The sequence below is a fragment of the Propioniciclava sp. MC1683 genome, assembly GCF_014164675.1.
Lineage (GTDB): Bacteria > Actinomycetota > Actinomycetes > Propionibacteriales > Propionibacteriaceae > Propioniciclava.
This window is the reverse complement of sequence record NZ_JACJFX010000001.1, coordinates 294781-313580: the sequence shown is the minus strand read 5'-3', so window position 1 is coordinate 313580 and position 18800 is coordinate 294781. Positions and strand designations below refer to the sequence as shown.

The 18800-nt window shown below is 70.9% G+C and carries 17 protein-coding genes; 14 read left to right on the top strand and 3 right to left on the bottom strand.

Annotated elements, in window-relative coordinates; all coding sequences use genetic code 11:
- The first annotated feature begins 2 nt into the window (after positions 1-2).
- Positions 3-767 (top strand): DUF4191 domain-containing protein, encoded by a 765-nt coding sequence (locus H5397_RS01525; RefSeq protein WP_182814530.1) that lies wholly within the window; start codon positions 3-5, stop codon positions 765-767.
- Positions 768-881: 114 nt separating this feature from the next.
- Here the strand turns inward: H5397_RS01525 and H5397_RS01520 are convergent, their stop codons facing one another.
- The 3 genes from H5397_RS01520 to H5397_RS01510 all read right to left on the bottom strand — a co-directional run bounded on the left by H5397_RS01520 (position 882) and on the right by H5397_RS01510 (position 5976).
- Entirely contained in the window at positions 882-2702 is a 1821-nt protein-coding gene (locus H5397_RS01520) for an ABC-F family ATP-binding cassette domain-containing protein (protein ID WP_182814529.1), read from the bottom strand.
- A gap of 500 nt (positions 2703-3202) precedes the next feature.
- On the bottom strand, positions 3203-4597 hold the full coding sequence (locus H5397_RS01515; protein WP_182814528.1) for an MFS transporter: 1395 nt from the start codon (positions 4595-4597) through the stop codon (positions 3203-3205).
- On the bottom strand, positions 4594-5976 hold the full coding sequence (locus H5397_RS01510) for a nitrate/nitrite transporter (RefSeq protein WP_182814527.1): 1383 nt from the start codon (positions 5974-5976) through the stop codon (positions 4594-4596). Before H5397_RS01510 ends, H5397_RS01515 begins: the two co-directional genes overlap by 4 nt.
- Positions 5977-6211: 235 nt before the next feature.
- Here H5397_RS01510 and H5397_RS01505 point away from each other — a divergent pair, with 235 nt between their 5' ends.
- Genes H5397_RS01505 through H5397_RS01445 form a run of 13 tightly spaced genes read left to right on the top strand, consistent with a single transcriptional unit; the run spans position 6212 to position 18763 of the window.
- The gene (locus H5397_RS01505; RefSeq protein WP_182814526.1) at positions 6212-7000 is read left to right on the top strand and encodes a metalloregulator ArsR/SmtB family transcription factor; all 789 of its coding nucleotides are present in this window, start codon (positions 6212-6214) and stop codon (positions 6998-7000) included.
- The gene (locus H5397_RS01500; protein ID WP_182814525.1) at positions 6997-10722 is read left to right on the top strand and encodes a nitrate reductase subunit alpha; all 3726 of its coding nucleotides are present in this window, start codon (positions 6997-6999) and stop codon (positions 10720-10722) included. The genes H5397_RS01505 and H5397_RS01500 overlap by 4 nt, the downstream gene beginning before the upstream one ends.
- A gap of 32 nt (positions 10723-10754) precedes the next feature.
- Entirely contained in the window at positions 10755-12476 is a 1722-nt protein-coding gene (narH, locus tag H5397_RS01495; RefSeq protein ID WP_182814524.1) for a nitrate reductase subunit beta, read from the top strand.
- Positions 12473-13249, top strand: coding sequence for a nitrate reductase molybdenum cofactor assembly chaperone (gene narJ / locus H5397_RS01490; protein ID WP_309224245.1), 777 nt, complete (start codon positions 12473-12475; stop codon positions 13247-13249). Before narH ends, narJ begins: the two co-directional genes overlap by 4 nt.
- Positions 13246-13998: a respiratory nitrate reductase subunit gamma gene (gene narI, locus H5397_RS01485; protein WP_182814523.1), complete on the top strand. Its 753-nt coding sequence runs from the start codon at positions 13246-13248 to the stop codon at positions 13996-13998. Before narJ ends, narI begins: the two co-directional genes overlap by 4 nt.
- 9 nt (positions 13999-14007) lie before the next feature.
- Complete coding sequence (locus H5397_RS01480; RefSeq protein WP_182814522.1) at positions 14008-14421, top strand: hypothetical protein; 414 nt, start codon at positions 14008-14010, stop codon at positions 14419-14421.
- Positions 14418-14570, top strand: coding sequence for a hypothetical protein (locus tag H5397_RS01475; protein ID WP_182814521.1), 153 nt, complete (start codon positions 14418-14420; stop codon positions 14568-14570). Before H5397_RS01480 ends, H5397_RS01475 begins: the two co-directional genes overlap by 4 nt.
- A 10-nt stretch (positions 14571-14580) precedes the next feature.
- Entirely contained in the window at positions 14581-14835 is a 255-nt protein-coding gene (locus tag H5397_RS01470) for a DUF6457 domain-containing protein (RefSeq protein ID WP_182814520.1), read from the top strand.
- On the top strand, positions 14832-15977 hold the full coding sequence (locus H5397_RS01465; RefSeq protein ID WP_182814519.1) for a ThiF family adenylyltransferase: 1146 nt from the start codon (positions 14832-14834) through the stop codon (positions 15975-15977). Before H5397_RS01470 ends, H5397_RS01465 begins: the two co-directional genes overlap by 4 nt.
- Positions 15977-17197: a gephyrin-like molybdotransferase Glp gene (glp, locus tag H5397_RS01460; RefSeq protein ID WP_182814518.1), complete on the top strand. Its 1221-nt coding sequence runs from the start codon at positions 15977-15979 to the stop codon at positions 17195-17197. The genes H5397_RS01465 and glp overlap by 1 nt, the downstream gene beginning before the upstream one ends.
- Entirely contained in the window at positions 17194-17673 is a 480-nt protein-coding gene (moaC, locus tag H5397_RS01455) for a cyclic pyranopterin monophosphate synthase MoaC (RefSeq protein WP_182814517.1), read from the top strand. The genes glp and moaC overlap by 4 nt, the downstream gene beginning before the upstream one ends.
- A complete protein-coding gene (locus H5397_RS01450; RefSeq protein ID WP_182814516.1) occupies positions 17670-18524 on the top strand; it encodes an NTP transferase domain-containing protein in 855 nt (284 codons plus the stop codon). Before moaC ends, H5397_RS01450 begins: the two co-directional genes overlap by 4 nt.
- Positions 18524-18763, top strand: a complete 240-nt coding sequence (locus tag H5397_RS01445) for a MoaD/ThiS family protein (RefSeq protein WP_182814515.1) — start codon at positions 18524-18526, stop codon at positions 18761-18763. Before H5397_RS01450 ends, H5397_RS01445 begins: the two co-directional genes overlap by 1 nt.
- The last annotated feature ends 37 nt before the right edge of the window (positions 18764-18800 follow it).

Here is an 18800-nt window from a genome sequence, read left to right as displayed (position 1 = left end):
GAATGGCCAGCGAAAAGGCGAAGGAACTCGCCGCCAAGCAGAAGGCCGCCATCAAGGCGGAGAAGCTGCGGCGCAAGAACAGCGACGACCCGCGGGACTGGGGTCGTTGGCGCCAGTTCGTCGAGGCGTACAAGCGCACCGCCGAGGTCGACCCGTCGGTGACGTGGTGGATGCTCGGCGTCGGCCTGGGCCTCGTCGCCCTGATCGCCGTGCTGGGCATCGTGTCGAACATGGCCTGGTGGGCTTGGCTGCCCCTGGCGCTGGTCTCGGGCGTGCTCGGCGCCATGATCATGCTCACCCGGCGGGTGAAGTACGCGATGGTGAAGCGCTACGAGGGCCAGCCCGGTTCGGCCGAGGTCGCCCTGCAGCTGCTGAACAACAAGAAGTACACCTACGACATGGGCATCGCCGCGACCCGCCAGCTCGACCTGGTGCACCGCGTCGTCGGCCCCAGCGGCATCGTGCTCATCGGCGAGGGCACCGTGGGCCGCGTGCGTCCGCTGATCCAGGGCGAGGCCCGCAAGCACGAGCAGGTCTCGTACGGGACGCCCGTGACCCAGGTCCTGCTCGGCAAGGGCGACGGCCAGGTCAAGCTGGGCGACCTCGAGAAGCACATCAAGGCCCTGCCCAAGGCGCTGCAGCCCCACCAGGTGACCGAGGTGCGCCAGCGCCTGCGCGCCCTGGACGCCGTGCGCCCCAAGGCGCCGATGCCCAAGGGCCCAATGCCGACGCCCAAGGGCATCAACCGGGCGATGCGCGGGCGCTGAGCCTGGTTCGGGCCGCGGTCTGGTGCATGCGGCCCCTTGACTCGAACCCAACAGTGGATCGGGGTCGGACTACCGGCCCCGATCCACTGTTGTGTCAGGGTCAGTACAGCGAGCTCAGCCTTCGAGGGCTTCCGAGAGTTCCAGCCACTGGAGCTCGAGCTCCTCGACCTCGGACTCCATCGCGCCGATGGCGGCCATCTTCGTGGCGAGCCCTGCGTAGTCGGTGTGGTCGTGTTCGGCGAGGGCGACCTTGGCGGCGTCCACCTGGGCGGTGAGCTTGGCGATACGCCGCTCGACGGCGGCGACCTCCTTCTGGGCGGCGCGCAGTTCGGCGCCACTCAGCCCATTCCCGGACGCCGCAGGCGCAACTCCCCGCGCGGGGGCGGCAGCCCGCCCCGACCCGGACGCCGCAGGCGCAGCCTGGGCGCGCCGCAGGCGGAGGTACTCGTCGACGCCGCCGGGGAGGTGGCGCAGGTGCCCACCCATCACGGCGTACTGCTGGTCGGTGACGCGCTCGAGGAAGTACCGGTCGTGGGACACCACGATCAGGGTGCCCGGCCACGAGTCGAGGAGGTCCTCGACGGCGGCGAGCATGTCGGTGTCGAGGTCGTTGGTGGGCTCGTCGAGGATCAGCACGTTCGGCTGGGCGAGCAGGATCAGCAGCAGCTGCAGGCGACGCTGCTGGCCACCGGAGAGGTCCTTGATCGGGGTGCTCAGCTGGGCGTTGGTGAACCCGAGGCGCTCGAGCAGCTGGCTGGGCGTCATCTCCTGCGCCTTGGAACCCGACCCGAAGGTGTAGCTGGTGCGCAGGCGTCCGATCATCACCCGCACGGGCTCGTCGAGGTGCTCCTCCAGCCCGCCCAACTGCTGGCTGAGGGTGGCCACCTGCACGGTCTTGCCGCGCTTCACCCGGCCCGAAGACGGCTTAAGCGAGCCGTCGATGAGCTTCAGCAGCGTCGACTTGCCGGCGCCGTTGACGCCGAGGATGCCGGTGCGCTCGCCGGGAGCGAGGCGCCACTCGATGCCGCGCAGCACCTCGTTGTCGCCGTAGGAGACGCCGGCGTCGTGCAGGTCGATGACGTCCTTGCCGAGGCGGGCGACGGCCAGCGACTGCAGGCCGACGGTGTCGCGCAGCGGCGGCACGTCGGCGATGAGCGCGTTGGCGGCGTCGATACGGAACTTCGGCTTGGACGTACGCGCGGGCGCGCCGCGGCGGAGCCACGCGAGCTCCTTGCGGGCGAGGTTCTGGCGGCGCTGCTCGATGGCCGCGGCCTGCCGGTCGCGCTCGACGCGCTGGAGGATGTAGGCGGCGTACCCGCCCTCGAAGGGCTCGACGATGCGGTCGTGCACCTCCCAGGTCGCGGTGCACACCTCGTCGAGGAACCACCGGTCGTGGGTGACGACCATCAGCCCGCCGGCGTTGGCCGCCCAGCGCTGCTTGAGGTGGCCGGCGAGCCACGTGATCCCCTCGACGTCGAGGTGGTTGGTGGGCTCGTCCAGGGCGAGGACGTCCCACTCCCCCGCCAGCAGCGCAGCCAGCGACACGCGGCGGCGCTGGCCGCCCGAGAGGTCACCGACGACGCCGTTCCACGGCACGTCGGCGAGCAGCCCGGCGATGACGTCGCGCACCTTCGGGTCGCCGGCCCACTCGTGCTCGGGGGCGTCCCCGACGACGGCCTCCGCCACCGTCAGCGACTCGTCCAGCGTGTCGGCCTGGTCGAGCACGCCGATGCGCAGGTCGCGCCGGGTCGTGACCTTGCCGGCCATCGGCTCGAGGCGTCCGGCCAGCATGGCCAACAGCGACGACTTGCCGTCGCCGTTGCGCCCGACGATGCCGATGCGGTCGCCCTCGTTGACCCCGAGCGTGACGGAGTCGAAGACGACCTTGGTGGGGAATTCGAGGTGGAGCCCTTCGGCCCCGAGCAGGTGTGCCATGTCGGGGGCCAGACTAGCTGGACGAGGAGGGGCCGGTCCCGCCGGGACTGCGCTGAAACGGGCCCGAACATGGGTCAAGCCCGACACCACCGCTTTGTGGTGTCAGGCTTGGATTGTCGTTTCGCATCCCCTGGGCCGGGGAGCGGGGGGTTCAGGAACCCCGGGGTGTCCTCAGAGCTGGTGGGCCTGGGCCATCTCCTCGGAGACCTCGTTCCACATCTCGACGATGTCGCTGAGCTTCATGCTGCACCTCCTCGCTTTCCTTCTTCACGTCCTCCCCTCGAGGACACCTCCAATTTATAGTCACTCCGACTAATAGGCAAGCGAGGGGCCTCGCGGGGCGTGCAAACGATGACAACAGGCCATCCACAAGCCCGGATGCACCGGGCGAACCGGGGCGCGGACACAGACGCACCCCCAAAGTGAATCCGCACCCACTGGAGCAGGTGCGGATTCACTCGGGAGGTGCGTCTGCCGGGGCCGGCCAAGGCCCCCGGCGGTCAGCTGGGCTTCGGGGCGCCCGGGCGGGCGTAACGCCACCAGGTGAGCGCGACGCACAGGACGGCCCACACGACGCCGATCCAGTAGAACGGGACGACGCCGAGCGTGGTGAGGCCGATGCCGAACAGGAACGGGCCGAAGGCCGCGATGGCGGCGGTCCAACCGATGACGCCACCGGCCTGGCGCGGCTCGAAGATCATCGGCATCTGCTTGAACGTCGACGCGTTGCCGATCCCCGCGAACAGGAAGATCAGCAGCATGCCCCACAGGAAGCGGTTGAAGCCGGCCGAGAGCGTGGCCGCCGACGTCAGGTCGGGGGTCAGGCCGCCGATGGTCCACCAGATCGAACCGACGAGGCCGATGCCGGAGACCAGCGTCCAGATCGCGCCACCCATCTTGTCGGTGAGTGGGGCGAACAGCACGCGCGCACCGGCGCCGACGAGCGGGCCGAGGAAGACGTACTTGGCGGGGTCGGGCACGGTGTAGCCCTCGACCAGGATCTGCGCCGCGGCGCCGGTCCCCTCCACGATCGCGGCGTTGCCCGAGCCGTACAGCTGGTTCATCAGCAGGCCGAACTGGGCCGACAGGCCCGAGAACGTGCCGAACGTCATGATGTAGAGGATCGTCATCCACCAGGTGTCCTGGTTGGAGAAGATGTCGAACTGCTGGCGGATGTTGGCCTTGATCGGCACGGACTTCAAGTACTGCCAGGCCAGGTACGCACCGATGAGGATGAAGGGCAACCAGACGTAGGAGGCGGCCTGGTACCAGACCGTCTGGTCGGGCTTGCCGGGCAGCTTCATCTCCTGGCTGATGCCCATCCACCAGAACATGCCGAAGCCGATGATCCACGGGGTGAGCAGCTGCACCAGCGAGACACCGAAGTTGCCGATGCCGGCCTGCAGGCCCAGCGCGGTGCCCTGCATGCGCTTGGGGAAGAAGTAGGACGTCGAGGGCATGAAGCCCGAGAACGCGCCGCCGCCGATGCCAGCGAGGAACGCCAGTACGAGCAGTTCCCAGTAGGGCGCCGTGCCCGGCAGCATGGTGCGCACGCCCCAGCCGAGCACCGGGAAGAACAGCAGCAGCGTGGTCAGCGCCACCATCTTGCGGGTGCCCATGATCGGGGGCAGCACCATCCAGACCAGGCGCAGGAGGCCGGCCGACAGGCCCGGGGTCGCCGCGAGCCAGTACAGCTGGCCGGGCGTGAAGTTGTAGCCGATCGCGTTGAGCTTCGGGATGATCGCGCTGGGCAGGAACCAGGCGACGAAGCACATCGTGAGCGTGAAGGTCGTGATCCACAGGGTGCGCCAGGCAAGAGCCTTGTCCCAGGTGGCCTCGTCCTCGGGATTCCAGGCGGTCAACCATTCCTTGCCGGAACGGGCTTCTGTACTCATCGCAGTTCCTCCTCGGTGAGGGCGGTGGTGGAGCGGGCGGGGACGTACTCACGGGGGCTGGCCGGCGAGGACGGGACCTCGATGGCGTCGCCCAGGTGCGGGGACTCGGCGTGGAGCATGCGGTGGATGGTCCAGTGCATCCAGACCAGGGAGATGGCGGTGACGGCGAAGAGGATCGCGAACGTCGAGTTGGCCATGCCGGTGAACTGCTTGGTGTAGGCGAACATCGGCGGGAGGAAGAAGCCGCCCAGGCCGCCGAGCATCCCGACCAGGCCACCCACGGACCCGACGTTGTCGGGGAAGTACGTGGGGATGTGCTTGTAGACCGCGGCCTTGCCGACGCCCATCGCACAGCCGATCACGAAGACCAGGGCGACGAACAGCCAGAGGTTGATCGCGTAGTGCATGACCTCGTTGCGCCCACCGTCGGGCTGGTACAGCACGATGTGGCCGTTGGGCATCATCAGGACGCCGGAGGCGGCGAGCATCACGAAGAAGGTGCCGTACATGGCCCTGCGGGCGCCCCAGCGGTCGCTGAACCAGCCACCGACCGGCCGCAGCAGGGAGGCCGGGAAGATGAAGGTCGCCGTGAGCAGGCCAGCGGTCGTGAGGTCGACCCCGAAGTTGTCGACGTAGTAGGCCGGCAGGGTCGCCGACAGCGCGACGTACGCGCCGAACACGACGACGTAGTACAGCGAGAACCGCCACACCCGGATGTCCTTGAGGGGCTCCAGCATCGCCGCGACGCTCTTGGTCGCGCCGGGCATCCGGTCGGCGTGCGGGGTGACGAAGAACAGGGTGACGGCGATGGCCAGCAGCAGCACGCCGTAGATGACCGGGATGAGTCGCCAGCCGCCCACGACACCGAGGCCGTACGTGGCCCCCGCGGTGGCCGCGATGATCGCAGGGCCGATGAACTTGGTGACCGAGGCACCCACGTTGCCGGCGCCGAACAGGCCCAGGGCGAAGCCCTTGCGGCGGTCGGTGAACCACGCGTTGTTCCACGCGACACCGACGCTGAAGCTGTTGCCGACGAAGCCGACCAGGAAGGCCAGCACGAGCAGCATGGGGTAGCTGTTGGCGAACGAGACCGCGAACGACGCCACCGCCCCGGACACCAGCAGGAACAGCATGACCTTCTTGCCACCGATGCGGTCGGCCAGCATGCCGGCCGGCAGGCGCCACATCGAGCCGTTGAGGACGGCCACCGCGCTGATCCAGCTGAGCTCGACGTCGGTCAGCCCGAACTCCGCCTGGATGGGCTTGCCGAGGATGCCGAACATCAGCCACACCGCGAACATCATCGTGAACGCGATGGTGGACATCGTCAGCACCCGGCCAGAACCGGGCGCCTCGTGTCGCTGGACTTCTCCGACCATGCGGGGGCTCCTTGATATGTCGGCCGATATCCTTTTTATGAGGACCAACCGGATGAAACCACACGCCTGACAACACCGTCAACTACACGGCGTAGGTTTGCAAACACGGCCGTGAAATCAAGTTTTCAAGCGCAATCTACCGGAGTTTGCACGCCGCCGCAGGGATCTGGTTAGACTCAGGACCACCTTCCTCCAAACCCGTGCGAGGGAGCCCGCGAAACAGACGGGGGCGACGATGACCGAGGCGCAGGTCCAGCCGTTGGACGTGCTCTCGTCACCCGTGCGCCGCGAGATCATGGACGCCCTCGCCAACCTCCCCCACCTCACCAGCGCGGGCCAGCCCAACCGAAGCACCGGCCTGACCGCCGCCGACCTCGCCGAACGCCTCCACCTCCACGTGACCACGGTCCGGTTCCACCTCGACCGCCTCGAGCAGGCCGGCCTGGTGGCCTCCCACGACGAGCGCGCGCGCGTCGGACGCCCCCGCCGCCGGTTCACCGTCCAGCCCGGCCAGCTCACCGAGGTCACGGCCCCCGACGCCTACCGCCTGCTGGCGGAGGTGCTCGCCGCGTCGATGGCCTCGGGCGAGTCCCACGACGCCGCCGAGGCGGGTCGCCGCTGGGCCCTCGAGCACGCGGCCGAGCTCGTCGGCATCGACGTCGCCGAGAACAGCACCCCGGCCAGCACGCCCGGCGCCTGGCTGGCGAAGGTCGGCGCCGTCCTCGACGTCCTCGACCGCTGGGGCTACCAGCCCACCGTCTCCACCGCCGACGCCGGCCGCACCGCCCAGCTGGGCCTGCACCACTGCCCCCTGCGACAGCTGGCGGTGGACAACCCGGCCGTCGCCTGCGGCGTCCACCGCGGCGTGATCCAGGGCACCCTCGAGGCCCTCGGCGAGACCGACGCGACGGTCAGCCTCATCCCCTTCGTCCAGCCCGAGCTCTGCGTCGCCCGGCTGAGCACCGCGACCCCGTTCCCCGAACGTTCCGTCCCCGTCCTCCCGACCGAAAGGCCAGCACGATGACAGCCACGCAGCCCCGGCCCGCCTCCTCCGCCGGACTCGACGGCCCCCTCGCCGACGCCCTGATCGGCGCCGGGAAGTTCTTCAGCAAGGCCCCCGTCACCGCCGACAACCGGGCCGTGTTCAAGGAGGGTGGCCGCGGCGACTGGTTCTACCGCGACCGCTGGGCCTACGACAAGGTCGTCCGCTCGACCCACGGCGTGAACTGCACCGGGTCGTGCTCGTGGAAGGTGTACGTCAAGGACGGCATCATCACATGGGAGGCGCAGCAGACCGACTACCCCAGCGCCGGCCCCGACAAGCCCGAGTACGAGCCCCGCGGCTGCCCGCGCGGCGCCGCGTTCTCCTGGTACACCTACTCCCCCACCCGGGTGCGCTACCCCTACATCCGCGGCGTCCTGATGGACATGTACCGCCAGGCCAAGGCCGAGCACGGCGACCCGGTCGTCGCGTGGGCGTCCATCGTCCAGGACCCCGAGAAGGCCAAGCGCTACAAGAGCGCCCGCGGCAAGGGCGGCCTGGTCCGCGCCACGTGGGACGAGGCGATCGAGATGGTCGCCGCCGCGCAGGTCTACACGATCAAGCGCTGGGGCCCCGACCGCATCGCCGGCTTCTCCCCCATCCCGGCCATGTCGATGGTCTCCCACGCCTCCGGCGCCCGCTACACCAGCCTCATCGGCGGGTCGATGCTGAGCTTCTACGACTGGTACGCCGACCTCCCGGTCGCCTCCCCGCAGGTCTTCGGCGACCAGACCGACGTCCCCGAGTCCGGCGACTGGTGGGACGCGGGCTACCTGATCATGTGGGGCTCGAACGTCCCGCTCACCCGCACCCCCGACGCCCACTGGATGACCGAGGCCCGCTACCGCGGCCAGAAGGTCGTCGTCATGGCGCCCGACTACGCCGAGAACGTGAAGTTCGCCGACGAGTGGCTGCCCGTCGCGCCCGGCACCGACGCCGCGCTCGGCATGGCCATGGGCCACGTCGTGCTCAAGGAGTTCTTCGTCGACCGGCAGGTGCCCTACTTCGAGGAGTACACCCGCGCCTACACCGACCTGCCCTTCCTCGTCACGCTCGACGCGGTGGGCTCGGACGCCGCGGGCCAGGTCGTCTTCCGGCCCGGCAAGAACCTGGTCGCCGGCGACTTCGACAACCCCGAGGCCGACAGCGAGAACGCGATGTTCAAGCCGGCCCTGTGGGACGCCGCGACCAACGCGCCGGCGATCCCCAACGGCACCCTGGGCCACCGCTTCGGCGACGAGGGCCTGGGCAAGTGGAACCTCGACCTCGGCGACCTCCGCCCCGAGCTCACCCTGCTCGGGGAGGAGTCCGTCGAGGTCGAGCTCCCGCTGTTCGACTCCCCCGACGGCACGCCGACGACGGTGCGACGCGGCGTCCCGGTGCGCCGGGTGGGCGACAAGCTGGTCACCACGGTGTTCGACCTGATGCTGGCCCAGTACGGCGTCGGACGCCCCGGCCTCCCGGGCACGTGGCCCACCGGCTACGGCGACGAGACGGGCGCCTACACCCCGGCGTGGCAGGAGATGATCACCAACGTCCCGGCCGCCCAGGTGGAGCGCGTGGCGCGCGAGTTCGCGCAGAACGCCGAGGACACCAACGGCCGCTCCATGATCCTGATGGGCGCCGGCACCAACCACTGGTACCACTCCGACCTGATCTACCGCACGATGCTGATGCTGACGACCATCACCGGTTGCCAGGGCCGCAACGGTGGCGGGTGGGCGCACTACGTGGGCCAGGAGAAGGCCCGCCCGATCACCGGCTGGGCGCAGATGGCGTTCGGTCTGGACTGGAGCCGTCCGCCGCGGCAGATGATCCAGACCGGCTACTGGTACATCAACACCGACCAGTGGCGCTACGACACCTTCACCGCCGACGAGCTGGGTGCCGGCGACGCCGGCAACGGCCAGTTCAAGGGCAAGGTCACCGCCGACCTGTACGCGCAGTCGGCCCGCTCGGGCTGGATGCCGTCCTACCCGACGTTCGACCGCAACCCGCTCGTGCTGGGCGACGCCGTCAAGGCGTCCGGCCAGGAGGTCGGCCGCTACGTGGCCGACGCGCTGAAGTCGGGCGAGCTGAAGTTCGCCGTCGAGGACCCGGACGCCGAGGAGAACTGGCCGCGCGTGCTGATGCTGTGGCGCGCCAACCTCTTCGGCAACTCCGCCAAGGGCGACGAGTACTTCCTCAAGCATCTGCTCGGCACCGACCACGCGGTCAGCGCGGCCGAGAGCCCCGAGCACCTGCGCCCCAAGGACATCGTGTGGCGGCCCGAGGCGCCGCAGGGCAAGCTCGACCTGGTCCTCACGCTGGACTTCCGCATGACGAGCTCGACGCTGATGTCCGACGTGATCCTCCCCGCGGCCACGTGGTACGAGAAGCACGACATCAACACCACCGACATGCACCCGTTCGTGCACCCGTTCACCCCGGCGATCAACCCGCCGTGGCAGTCCAAGACCGACTGGGACAGCTTCCGGCTGCTGGCCAACCAGTTCTCCGAGCTGGCCCGCCGCCACCTGGGCACCCGCACCGACGTCGTGGCCGTGCCGCTCCTGCACGACTCCCCCGACGCGATGGCGACCCCGCACGGCATCGTGGCGGACTGGAAGACCGGCGAGGTCGAGCCCGTGCCGGGCGTGACGATGCCCAAGCTGGTGCTGGTCGAGCGCGACTACACGCAGATCGGCGAGAAGTACGGCGCGATCGGCCCGCTGATGGACAAGCTGGGCACGACCACCAAGGCCGTCACGGTCGACGTGAACTCGGCGATCACCTACCTCAAGGGCAAGAACGGCGTCCGCACCGGTGAGGGGGTCGACGCGGGGCGTCCGAAGCTCGACCACGGCATCCACGTCGCCGAGACGATCATGGCGCTGGCCGGCACGACCAACGGCCACCTCGCGGTGCAGGGGTTCAAGACCCTGGAGAAGCGCACCGGGCAGAAGATGCACGACCTGGCGGCCGAGCACGAGGGCAAGATCATCACCTTCAACGAGATCGTGGGCCAGCCCACCCCGGTGATCACCTCGCCCGAGTGGTCGGGTTCCGAGTCCGGCGGTCGCCGGTACTCCCCGTTCACCATCAACGTCGAGCGGCTGAAGCCCTGGCACACCCTCACCGGGCGCCAGCACTTCTACCTCGACCACGACTGGATGAACGCGCTCGGCGAGATGCTGCCGACCTACCGCGGCCCGCTCAACATGACCCAGCTGTTCGGTGAGACCCCGCTGGGCGAGACCAACGAGCTGGGCGTGTCCGTGCGCTACCTGACCCCGCACTTCAAGTGGGCGATCCACAGCCAGTACCAGGACAACTGGTTCATGCAGAACCTCTCCCGCGGCGGGCAGCAGGTGTGGATGAGCGTGCAGGACGCCGAGAAGGTGGGCATCGCCGACAACGACTGGATCGAGCTGGTCAACCGCAACGGCGTCGTCGCCGCCCGCGCGATCGTGTCGCACCGCATGCCCGAGGGCACGGTGTACATGTACCACTCCCAGGACCGCCTCATCGACGTGCCGCTGACCGAGACCAACAACCGGCGCGGCGGCATCCACAACTCGATGACCCGCATCCTGATCAAGCCGAGCCACATCATCGGCGGCTACGCGCAGCTGGCGTTCGCCTTCAACTACCTCGGCCCGACCGGCAACAACCGCGACGAGGTGACGATGCTCCGCAAGCGCACCGCCCCGCTGGCCTACTGACCCACCACCCACGAGCCAAGGAGACGAAGAACATGCGCATCATGGCCCAGATGGCGATGGTGATGAACCTCGACAAGTGCATCGGGTGCCACACGTGCTCGGTGACCTGCAAGCAGGCGTGGACCAACCGCACCGGCCTGGAGTACGTCTGGTTCAACAACGTCGAGACCCGACCCGGCCTGGGGTACCCGCGCCGGTACGAGGACCAGGAGACCTGGAAGGGCGGCTGGGAGCTCGGCCGCAACGGGCGCCTGAAGCTGAAGGGCGGCGGCCGACTGGCCAAGCTCGCCACGATCTTCAACAACCCCAAGCTGCCCGAGATCGAGGACTACTACGAGCCCTGGACCTACGACTACGAGAACCTGCTCAACGCGCCGGCCCAGAAGACGTTCCCGGTCGCCCGCCCGCACTCGCTGCTGGACGGCCGCCCGATGAACCCGCAGTGGGGCGCCAACTGGGACGACGACCTGGGCGGCACGTACAAGACCGGTCACGACGACCCGATGCTGAAGGGCATCGAGGAGAAGGTGACCTTCGAGTTCGACAAGTCGTTCATGTTCTACCTGCCGCGCATCTGTGAGCACTGCCTCAACCCGACCTGCGCGGCGTCCTGCCCCTCGGGCGCGATCTACAAGCGCGAGGAGGACGGGATCGTCCTGGTCGACCAGAACCGCTGCCGCGGCTGGCGCATGTGCATCTCGGGCTGCCCGTACAAGAAGATTTACTTCAACCACTCCACCGGCAAGGCCGAGAAGTGCACCTTCTGCTACCCGCGCGTCGAGGTGGGCATCCCGACGGTGTGTTCGGAGACCTGCGTGGGTCGCCTGCGCTACATCGGACTCATGCTGTACGACGCCGAGGCCGTCACGGCCGCGGCCTCGGTGAAGGACGACCGTGACCTTTACGAGGCGCAGCGGGGCGTCTTCCTCGACCCGCGCGACCCGGCGGTGGCCCGCGAGGCCGAGCGCCAGGGCATCCCACTGGACTGGATCGAGGCGGCGAAGAAGTCTCCGGTGCTGCGGCTGATCAACGACTACAAGGTCGCCCTGCCGCTGCACCCCGAGTACCGCACGATGCCGATGGTCTGGTACATCCCGCCGCTGTCCCCGATCGTGGACGCCGTGCGCGAAACCGGGCACGACGCCGAGGAGGCCGGCAACCTGTTCGGCGCCATCGACGCCCTGCGGATCCCGCTGGAGTACCTGGCCAACCTGTTCACCGCCGGTGACGTCGAACCGGTCCGCCAGGTGCTCGACAAGCTGGCCGCGATGCGCTCCTACATGCGCGACATCAACCTCGAGCGGGAACCGCGCGAGGAGATCGCCCAGGCCGTCGGAATGACCGGCGCCGAGGTGAAGGAGATGTTCCGCCTGCTGGCCATCGCCAAGTACGACGAGCGCTACGTCATCCCCACCGCGCACGCCGAGCAGGCGCACGCGCTGGAGGAGCTCGCCACCGACTGCCCGGTCGGCGAGGGCGGCCCGGGCGCGTTCGGCGGCGGCTCCGGCGGGCCGGTGCCCGTCGCGATCCAGACGCTGCGCGAGACCAAGGAGCGCATGCAGGCCGACGACATGAGCCAGGTCCCCGGCTCGGTCAGCTACCTGCAGTGGGACGGCCGCGGCGTGCCGGGCAAGGACTCCCCCGAGGAGGTCGAGCACCGCCACGGCATCCCCGGCGCGGGCCCCGACCTGCCGGCCGACCCGCGCGCCGAGGCGCCGCTGAAGGGCATGAGGGCGCAGGAGGACCCGCAGTGAGCCGACGACCCGCCGAGTGGCTCGGCCGCCTCGTGGGGGGCGGCCGGCCGCAGCCCGCGGCGTCCGAGATGCCGGTGCGGCGCAGGCACCCGGCCCCCACCCTGCCCGAGCCCCAGCTGCGCACCGCCTGGCAGTTGGCCTCGCTGCTGCTCAGCTACCCCGACGAGCGGGTGCTGGGCCTGCTGCCGGCCATCCGTGAGGCGGCCGGCACGCTGCCGGACGCCGTGGGCCAGCCCCTGCTGCGCCTGGCCGACCACCTGGCCGACGCCGACGCCCAAGCCGTGTGCACGGCCTACGTGGACACCTTCGACACCACCCGCAAGTGCGCCCTGCACCTGACCTATTACGCCCACGGCGACACCCGGAAGCGGGGCATCGCGCTGGTGCAGTTCAAGCAGGCGTTCCGGCGGGCGGGCCTCGAGGTGAACGACGACGAGCTGCCCGACCACCTGTCGGTGGTGCTGGAGTTCGGCGCCACGGGCTCGGTCGACGTGGCGTGGAAGCTGCTGAACGACCACCGGTCCGGGATCGAGCTGCTGCAGCTCGGCCTGGACGCCAAGGACTCGCCGTGGGCGGACGCCGTGACCGCCCTGCGCGCGACGCTCCCGCCGCTGGACGGCACGCAGGCCGAGGCCGTGGCCCGCCTGCTCGCCGAGGGTCCGCCCAACGAGGAGGTCGGCCTCGACGGCTACGCCCTCGACCCGCGGCTGAACCCCCACCCCGCCGACGACGACCTCGACCTCTCGCTCGACCTGACAGGAGCCCAACGATGAGCACCTTCCTGTTCGCTGTCTTCCCCTACCTGGCGATGGCGGTGTTCGTCGTCGGGATGATCTGGCGCTACAAGTACGACAAGTTCGGCTGGACCACGCGCAGCTCGCAGCTGTACGAGAGCAAGCTGCTGCGCATCGGCTCGCCGCTGTTCCACTACGGCATCCTGATGGCCGTCGTGGGCCACGCGATGGGCCTGGTGATCCCCAAGGGCTGGACCGACGCGATGGGCATCGACCAGCACACCTACCACCTGGTCGCGGTCATCGGCGGCGTCACCGCCGGCCTGATGGTGACGATCGGCTTCATCATCCTGGTGTTCCGCCGGCGCACGGTGAAGACGGTCTTCAACGCGACCACGGTCAACGACAAGGTGATGTACCTGGTCCTGGGCCTGAACATCTTCTTCGGCATGTGGAACACGATCAGCACCGCGCTGGGCGACGAGCACTTCTACAACTACCGCGAGGGCGTCTCGGTCTGGTTCCGGTCGATCTTCATGGCCCAGCCGAACGTCGAGGCGATCGCCATGGCCGGCACGCCGATCCAGTTCCAGGTGCACGCCGTCCTGTCGTTCCTGCTGATCATGATCTGGCCCTTCACCCGCCTGGTGCACGTGTTCTCGGCGCCGGTCCAGTACCTGGCCCGCCCGTACATCGTCTACCGCAGCAAGGGCGACACCGGCCAGCGGCCGACCCCGTCGCGCGCACCGCAGGGCACGTGGAAGAGCCCCACGGCGTCCAAGCGATAACCTAGGGCCGTGACCGACACGTTCGCTGCGGAGACGACGGCGTCCCCGGGCTTCCGCTCCGACGCCGCCCCCGACCGCTTCATGCGCCGCCTGTTCGGCGTCCGGGCGCCGGGTGGCGACACCGGCGAGGGCGCCCACCGGGCGTTCCGGGTCTCGGTGGTCGTCTCGGCGGTCCGGTGCATCGTCACCTACGTGCTGGTGCCGGTCCTGGTGCCGCTGCTGGCCCTTTCGGGCTGGGTGGCGGCCCCGATCGGCATCGCCCTGTGCGTGTTCGCCGTCGTGAACGGCGTCGTCAGCCTGAAGCGCTTCTGGGGGTCGGACCACCCCAAGCGCTGGATGTACACCTGGTTCATGGCGGCCGTCTTCGTCGTGCTGGCGTTCGCCCTCGTCTCCGACCTCAGTCGCCTGGGAGGCCTCTCATGACCACCGACAACGACCGCGCCCTCGACACCGCGGCCCCCGATGCCGACGAGGAGGCCGGCGGCCGCATGGGCACCCTGATCAACATCGGGCTGTTCGCGTTCATGATCGTGTTCGCGATCGGCTGTGGCCTGCTGGGCTGGTTCGGCTGAGGCCGGTCCCATGAGCCGTCCCCCCATCGACCAGGCGCGCTGGCAGGCGTGGATCGACCACGTCTGCGCCGCCGTGGGTGTGGACCCGGCGCTGGTCGACGCGCGGGCCGTCCACGACCTGACCGGCACCGTCGCCACCACCTACGAGCGGCCGATGGCCCCGGTGTCGGCCCACCTCTGGGGCCTGGCGATCGCCGCCGGGACGCCCCCGGCCGAGGCTGTCGACCACCTCGTCGACGCGGCCCGGGAGGCCGCCGCGTCGTGACCCCCCTGCCCCCGCTGGTCGAGCCGGGTCCCCCGCTCACCCGCGCGGAGACCCACCGCTACGCCCGCCACCTGCTTGTCCCCGCGATCGGCGAGGACGGCCAGCGCCGCCTGCGCAACGCCCACGTCGCGGTGATGGGCGCCGGCGGCCTCGGCTCCCCCGCGCTGCTGTACCTGGCCGCGGCCGGCGTCGGGAGGCTCACGATCATCGACGACGACGTGGTCGACGTCACCAACCTGCACCGGCAGGTCATCCACCCCGACGCGGCCGTGGGGACGCCCAAGGTCGACTCCGCCGCCGCCGCGGTCCGCGCGCTGAACCCGACGGTCGAGGTGGTGACCCGCGGCGTCCGGCTGGTGCCGGGGAACGCGGCCGAGCTGTTCGCCGGGGCCGACCTCGTGCTCGACGGCACCGACAACTTCGAGACCCGGTACGCGGTCAACGACGCCTGCGCCGAACTCGGCCTGCCGTACGTGTGGGCCTCGGTCTACCGCACCCAGGCGCAGGTGTCGGTGTTCTGGGCCGCCCCGCCGGCGGGGTTCGTCGGCACCGACCTGCGCGACCTGTTCCCCCACCCGCCGGCCCCCGGCACCGTCCCGAGCTGCGGGGACGCCGGCGTCCTGGGCGCGCTCACCGGCCAGGTCGGGTCGATGATGGCCGCCGAGGCGGTCAAGCTGATCTGCGGCGTCGGCGAGCCCCTGCTCGGCAGGGTCGCGTTCGTCGACCTGCTCGCCGCGACCGTGCAGCACATCCCGCTGGTCCCGGGCGACCGAACCGCCGCACCGCCTGCCCCTTCCCCCGCCGAGGAGACGACCGTGACCGAGACCCTGTCCCCCACCGAGCTGGCCGCCGAGCTGGCCGGCGACGCCCCGCCCGTGGTGCTGGACGTGCGCGAGCCCGCCGAGGTCGCGATCGCCGCCATCGACGGGTCGGTGCGCGTGCCGCTGGCCGAGGTGCTGTCTGACCCCACCGCCACGGGCATCGACCCCGACGCCGACGTGGTCGTGCACTGCAAGGTGCAGCCCCGCGCCGAGGCCGCCGCCCGCGCGCTGGAGGCCGCCGGGTACGCGCGGGTGCGCGTGCTCGAGGGCGGGATCCTGGCCTGGGTGGCCGACGTCGACCCGAGCCAGGCGTCGTACTGATGGCTTCGACGCAGCGCGTCCTGCTCTCGGTCGAGGAGTACCTCGCCGAGGTGCTGGCCCTCGTCCGCCCGCTCGCCGACACCGAGCGGGTGCCGCTGGCCGAGGCCGCCGGGCGCACGCTCGCCGAGCCGGTGCTGGCCCGCGCCGACGTGCCCACCTTCGCCAACTCGGCCATGGATGGCTACGCCGTGCGGGCCGCCGACCTCGTGCCGGGCGTGACGCTGCACGTGGCCGGCGAGGTGCTGGCCGGCTCGGCCGAGGACCCGGTGTTCGGCCGCTGCGCCTGCGTGCGGATCATGACCGGCGCCCCCCTGCCCTCGCGCGCCGACGCGGTCGTGCCGGTCGAGCAGACGACGCCCGTGGAGGGCGGGGTCCGCATCGACGAGGTCGTCGACGTCAGGCGCCACGTGCGCCGGGCGGGCGAGGACGTGCGCGCGGGCGACGTGGTCCTGGAGGCCGGCGTGCGGCTGGGGCCACGCGAGCTGTCCGCTGCCGCGGCGGCCGGGGCGGCGCGGCTGGTGTGCGTGCGGCGTCCGGTGGTCGGCGTGGTCGCGACCGGCGACGAGCTGGTGGCACCGGGCACCGAGCTGGGCCGGGGCCAGATCTACGAGTCCAACGGTACCTTCCTGTCCGCGGCGGTGGCCCGCGACGGGGGCGTCCCGGTCGTGGCGTCCGCCGTGCGCGACACCGCCGAGGCCTTCACCGCGGCGCTCGACGAGCTGGCGGGCCGGTGTGACGTCATCGTCGTCTCGGGCGGGGTGAGCGTCGGCGACGCAGACGTGACCCGGATCGTGCTCGAGGCGGGCGGGGCCAGCTTCCGGCACGTCCGGATGCAGCCCGGCAAGCCGCAGGGCTGGGCCCGCTGGGGTGACGCGGGCGTGCCCGTGGTCGCCGTGCCCGGCAACCCGCTGTCGGCCGCCGTGAGCTACGAGGTGTTCGTCGTGCCGCTGCTCGACCGGCTGCACGACCGGCCCACGCCGGGCTGGTCGGTGGCGACCGTCGTGCAGGGCTGGTCGGGGCCGGCGGGGCGCCGCCAGGTCATCCCGGTGTTCCTCGACGTCGACGAGGCCGGGCGGCAGGTCGTCCGGCCGGCGCACCGGCGCGGGTCGGCGTCCCACATGGTCACGTCGCTGGCCGCCGCCAACGCGCTGGCGGCCGTGGGCGAGGACCTGACCGCCGTCGAACCCGGCGACCTGGTCGCCGTGAGGAGGCTCCCGTGACCGACAACCCGTTCACCCACCTCGACGCCGCCGGCAGCGCGCGCATGGTGGACGTCACCGCCAAGCAGCCCACCGTGCGCGCGGCCACCGCCGCCGCGTCGGTGCGGGTCGCGCCCGAGGTCGTGGGCCTGCTGCGTTCGGGCGAGGTGCCCAAGGGCGACGTGCTCGCCGTGGCCCGCATCGCCGGCATCGCCGCGGCCAAGAAGACCCCGGAGCTGCTGCCCCTCGCCCACGTCATCGGCGTGCACGGCTGCACCGTCGACCTCGAGGTGGTCGACGACGGCGTGGAGATCCGCACCACCGTGCGCACCGCCGACCGCACCGGCGTCGAGATGGAGGCCCTCACCGCCGCGAGCGTGGCCGCGCTGGCCGTCATCGACATGGTCAAGGGGCTGGACCGTTCGGCCCACATCGAGAACGTCGTGCTGCTGGCCAAGGAGGGCGGCCGCTCGGGATCATGGACGCGGGAGGGATGATGCAGCAGTTCGACGCGGTCGTCGTGGCCGGCGGGCAGGGCTCGCGGATGGGCTACGTCTCGAAGGCCGACCTGGACGTGTCCGGCGAGCGCCTGCTCGACATCGTGCTCCGCGCGACGGCGGGCGCCGCGACCACCGTGGTGGTGGGCGACGTGGCCGTCCCGCTCGGCGTCGTCGTGACCCGCGAGGACCCGCCCGGCACCGGCCCGGCCGCCGGGCTGCTGGCCGGGCTGGACGCCGTCGCCTCCCCCGCGCCGTGGACGCTCGTGCTGGCCTGTGACCTGCCGGACGCGCCCGCCGCGGTCGGCGTCCTGCGCTCGGCCCTCGACACCGCCCCCGACGACGCGGACGGCCTGTGCCTGCGCGACGCCGGCGGCGAGCTGCAGCACCTCGCGGCCCTCTACCGGACGCCGGCACTGCGGCGCGCGTTCGCCGCTTGGGGCGATCCCGCGAACCGCTCCGTGCGCGGGGTGATGGCCTCGCTGTCGCTGCTGCCGGTCGACCCGGGCGACGCCTCGGTCGAGGACCTCGACACCCCCGAGCAGCTCGCGCGCTGGGTCGCCTCCAACCCCGCGGCCCCCGCCAACGCCGCCGAGGACGACAAGGAGGGCTGGCGCGCGTTCGTCGAGGACGCCTGCGCCCGCCTCGGCCTCGACGCCGCCCGCGTCGACGAGCACGCACTGCTGCGCCTGTCCCGCCGGGTGGCCCACGAGGGGGCCCGGCCGATGGCGCCGGTCTCCACCTTCATCCTCGGCCTGGCGCTGGGCGCCGACCCCGAGGCCGACCCCGTCGCGGTCGCGACCGCGCTGCAGGACGCCATCGCCACCGCCCCGCTCCCCGAGGAGGACTGATGCCCACCGTCCGCTTCTTCGCCGCCGCCGCCGAGGCCGCGGGCACCAACACGGTCGTGGTCGACGCCGCGACCCTGGGCGAACTGCGCGACGCCCTCGTGGAGGAACACGGCGAGGGCTTCTCGCGCGTGCTCGACCGGTGCTCGATCCTCGTCGAGGGCCACCGCACCGACGACCGCGAGACGCCGCTGTCACCCACGATGGTCGTCGACGTCCTGCCGCCCTTCGCCGGGGGCTGACGTCGATCGTCTCCCCTTGTCAGGGAGGAGTAGGCTC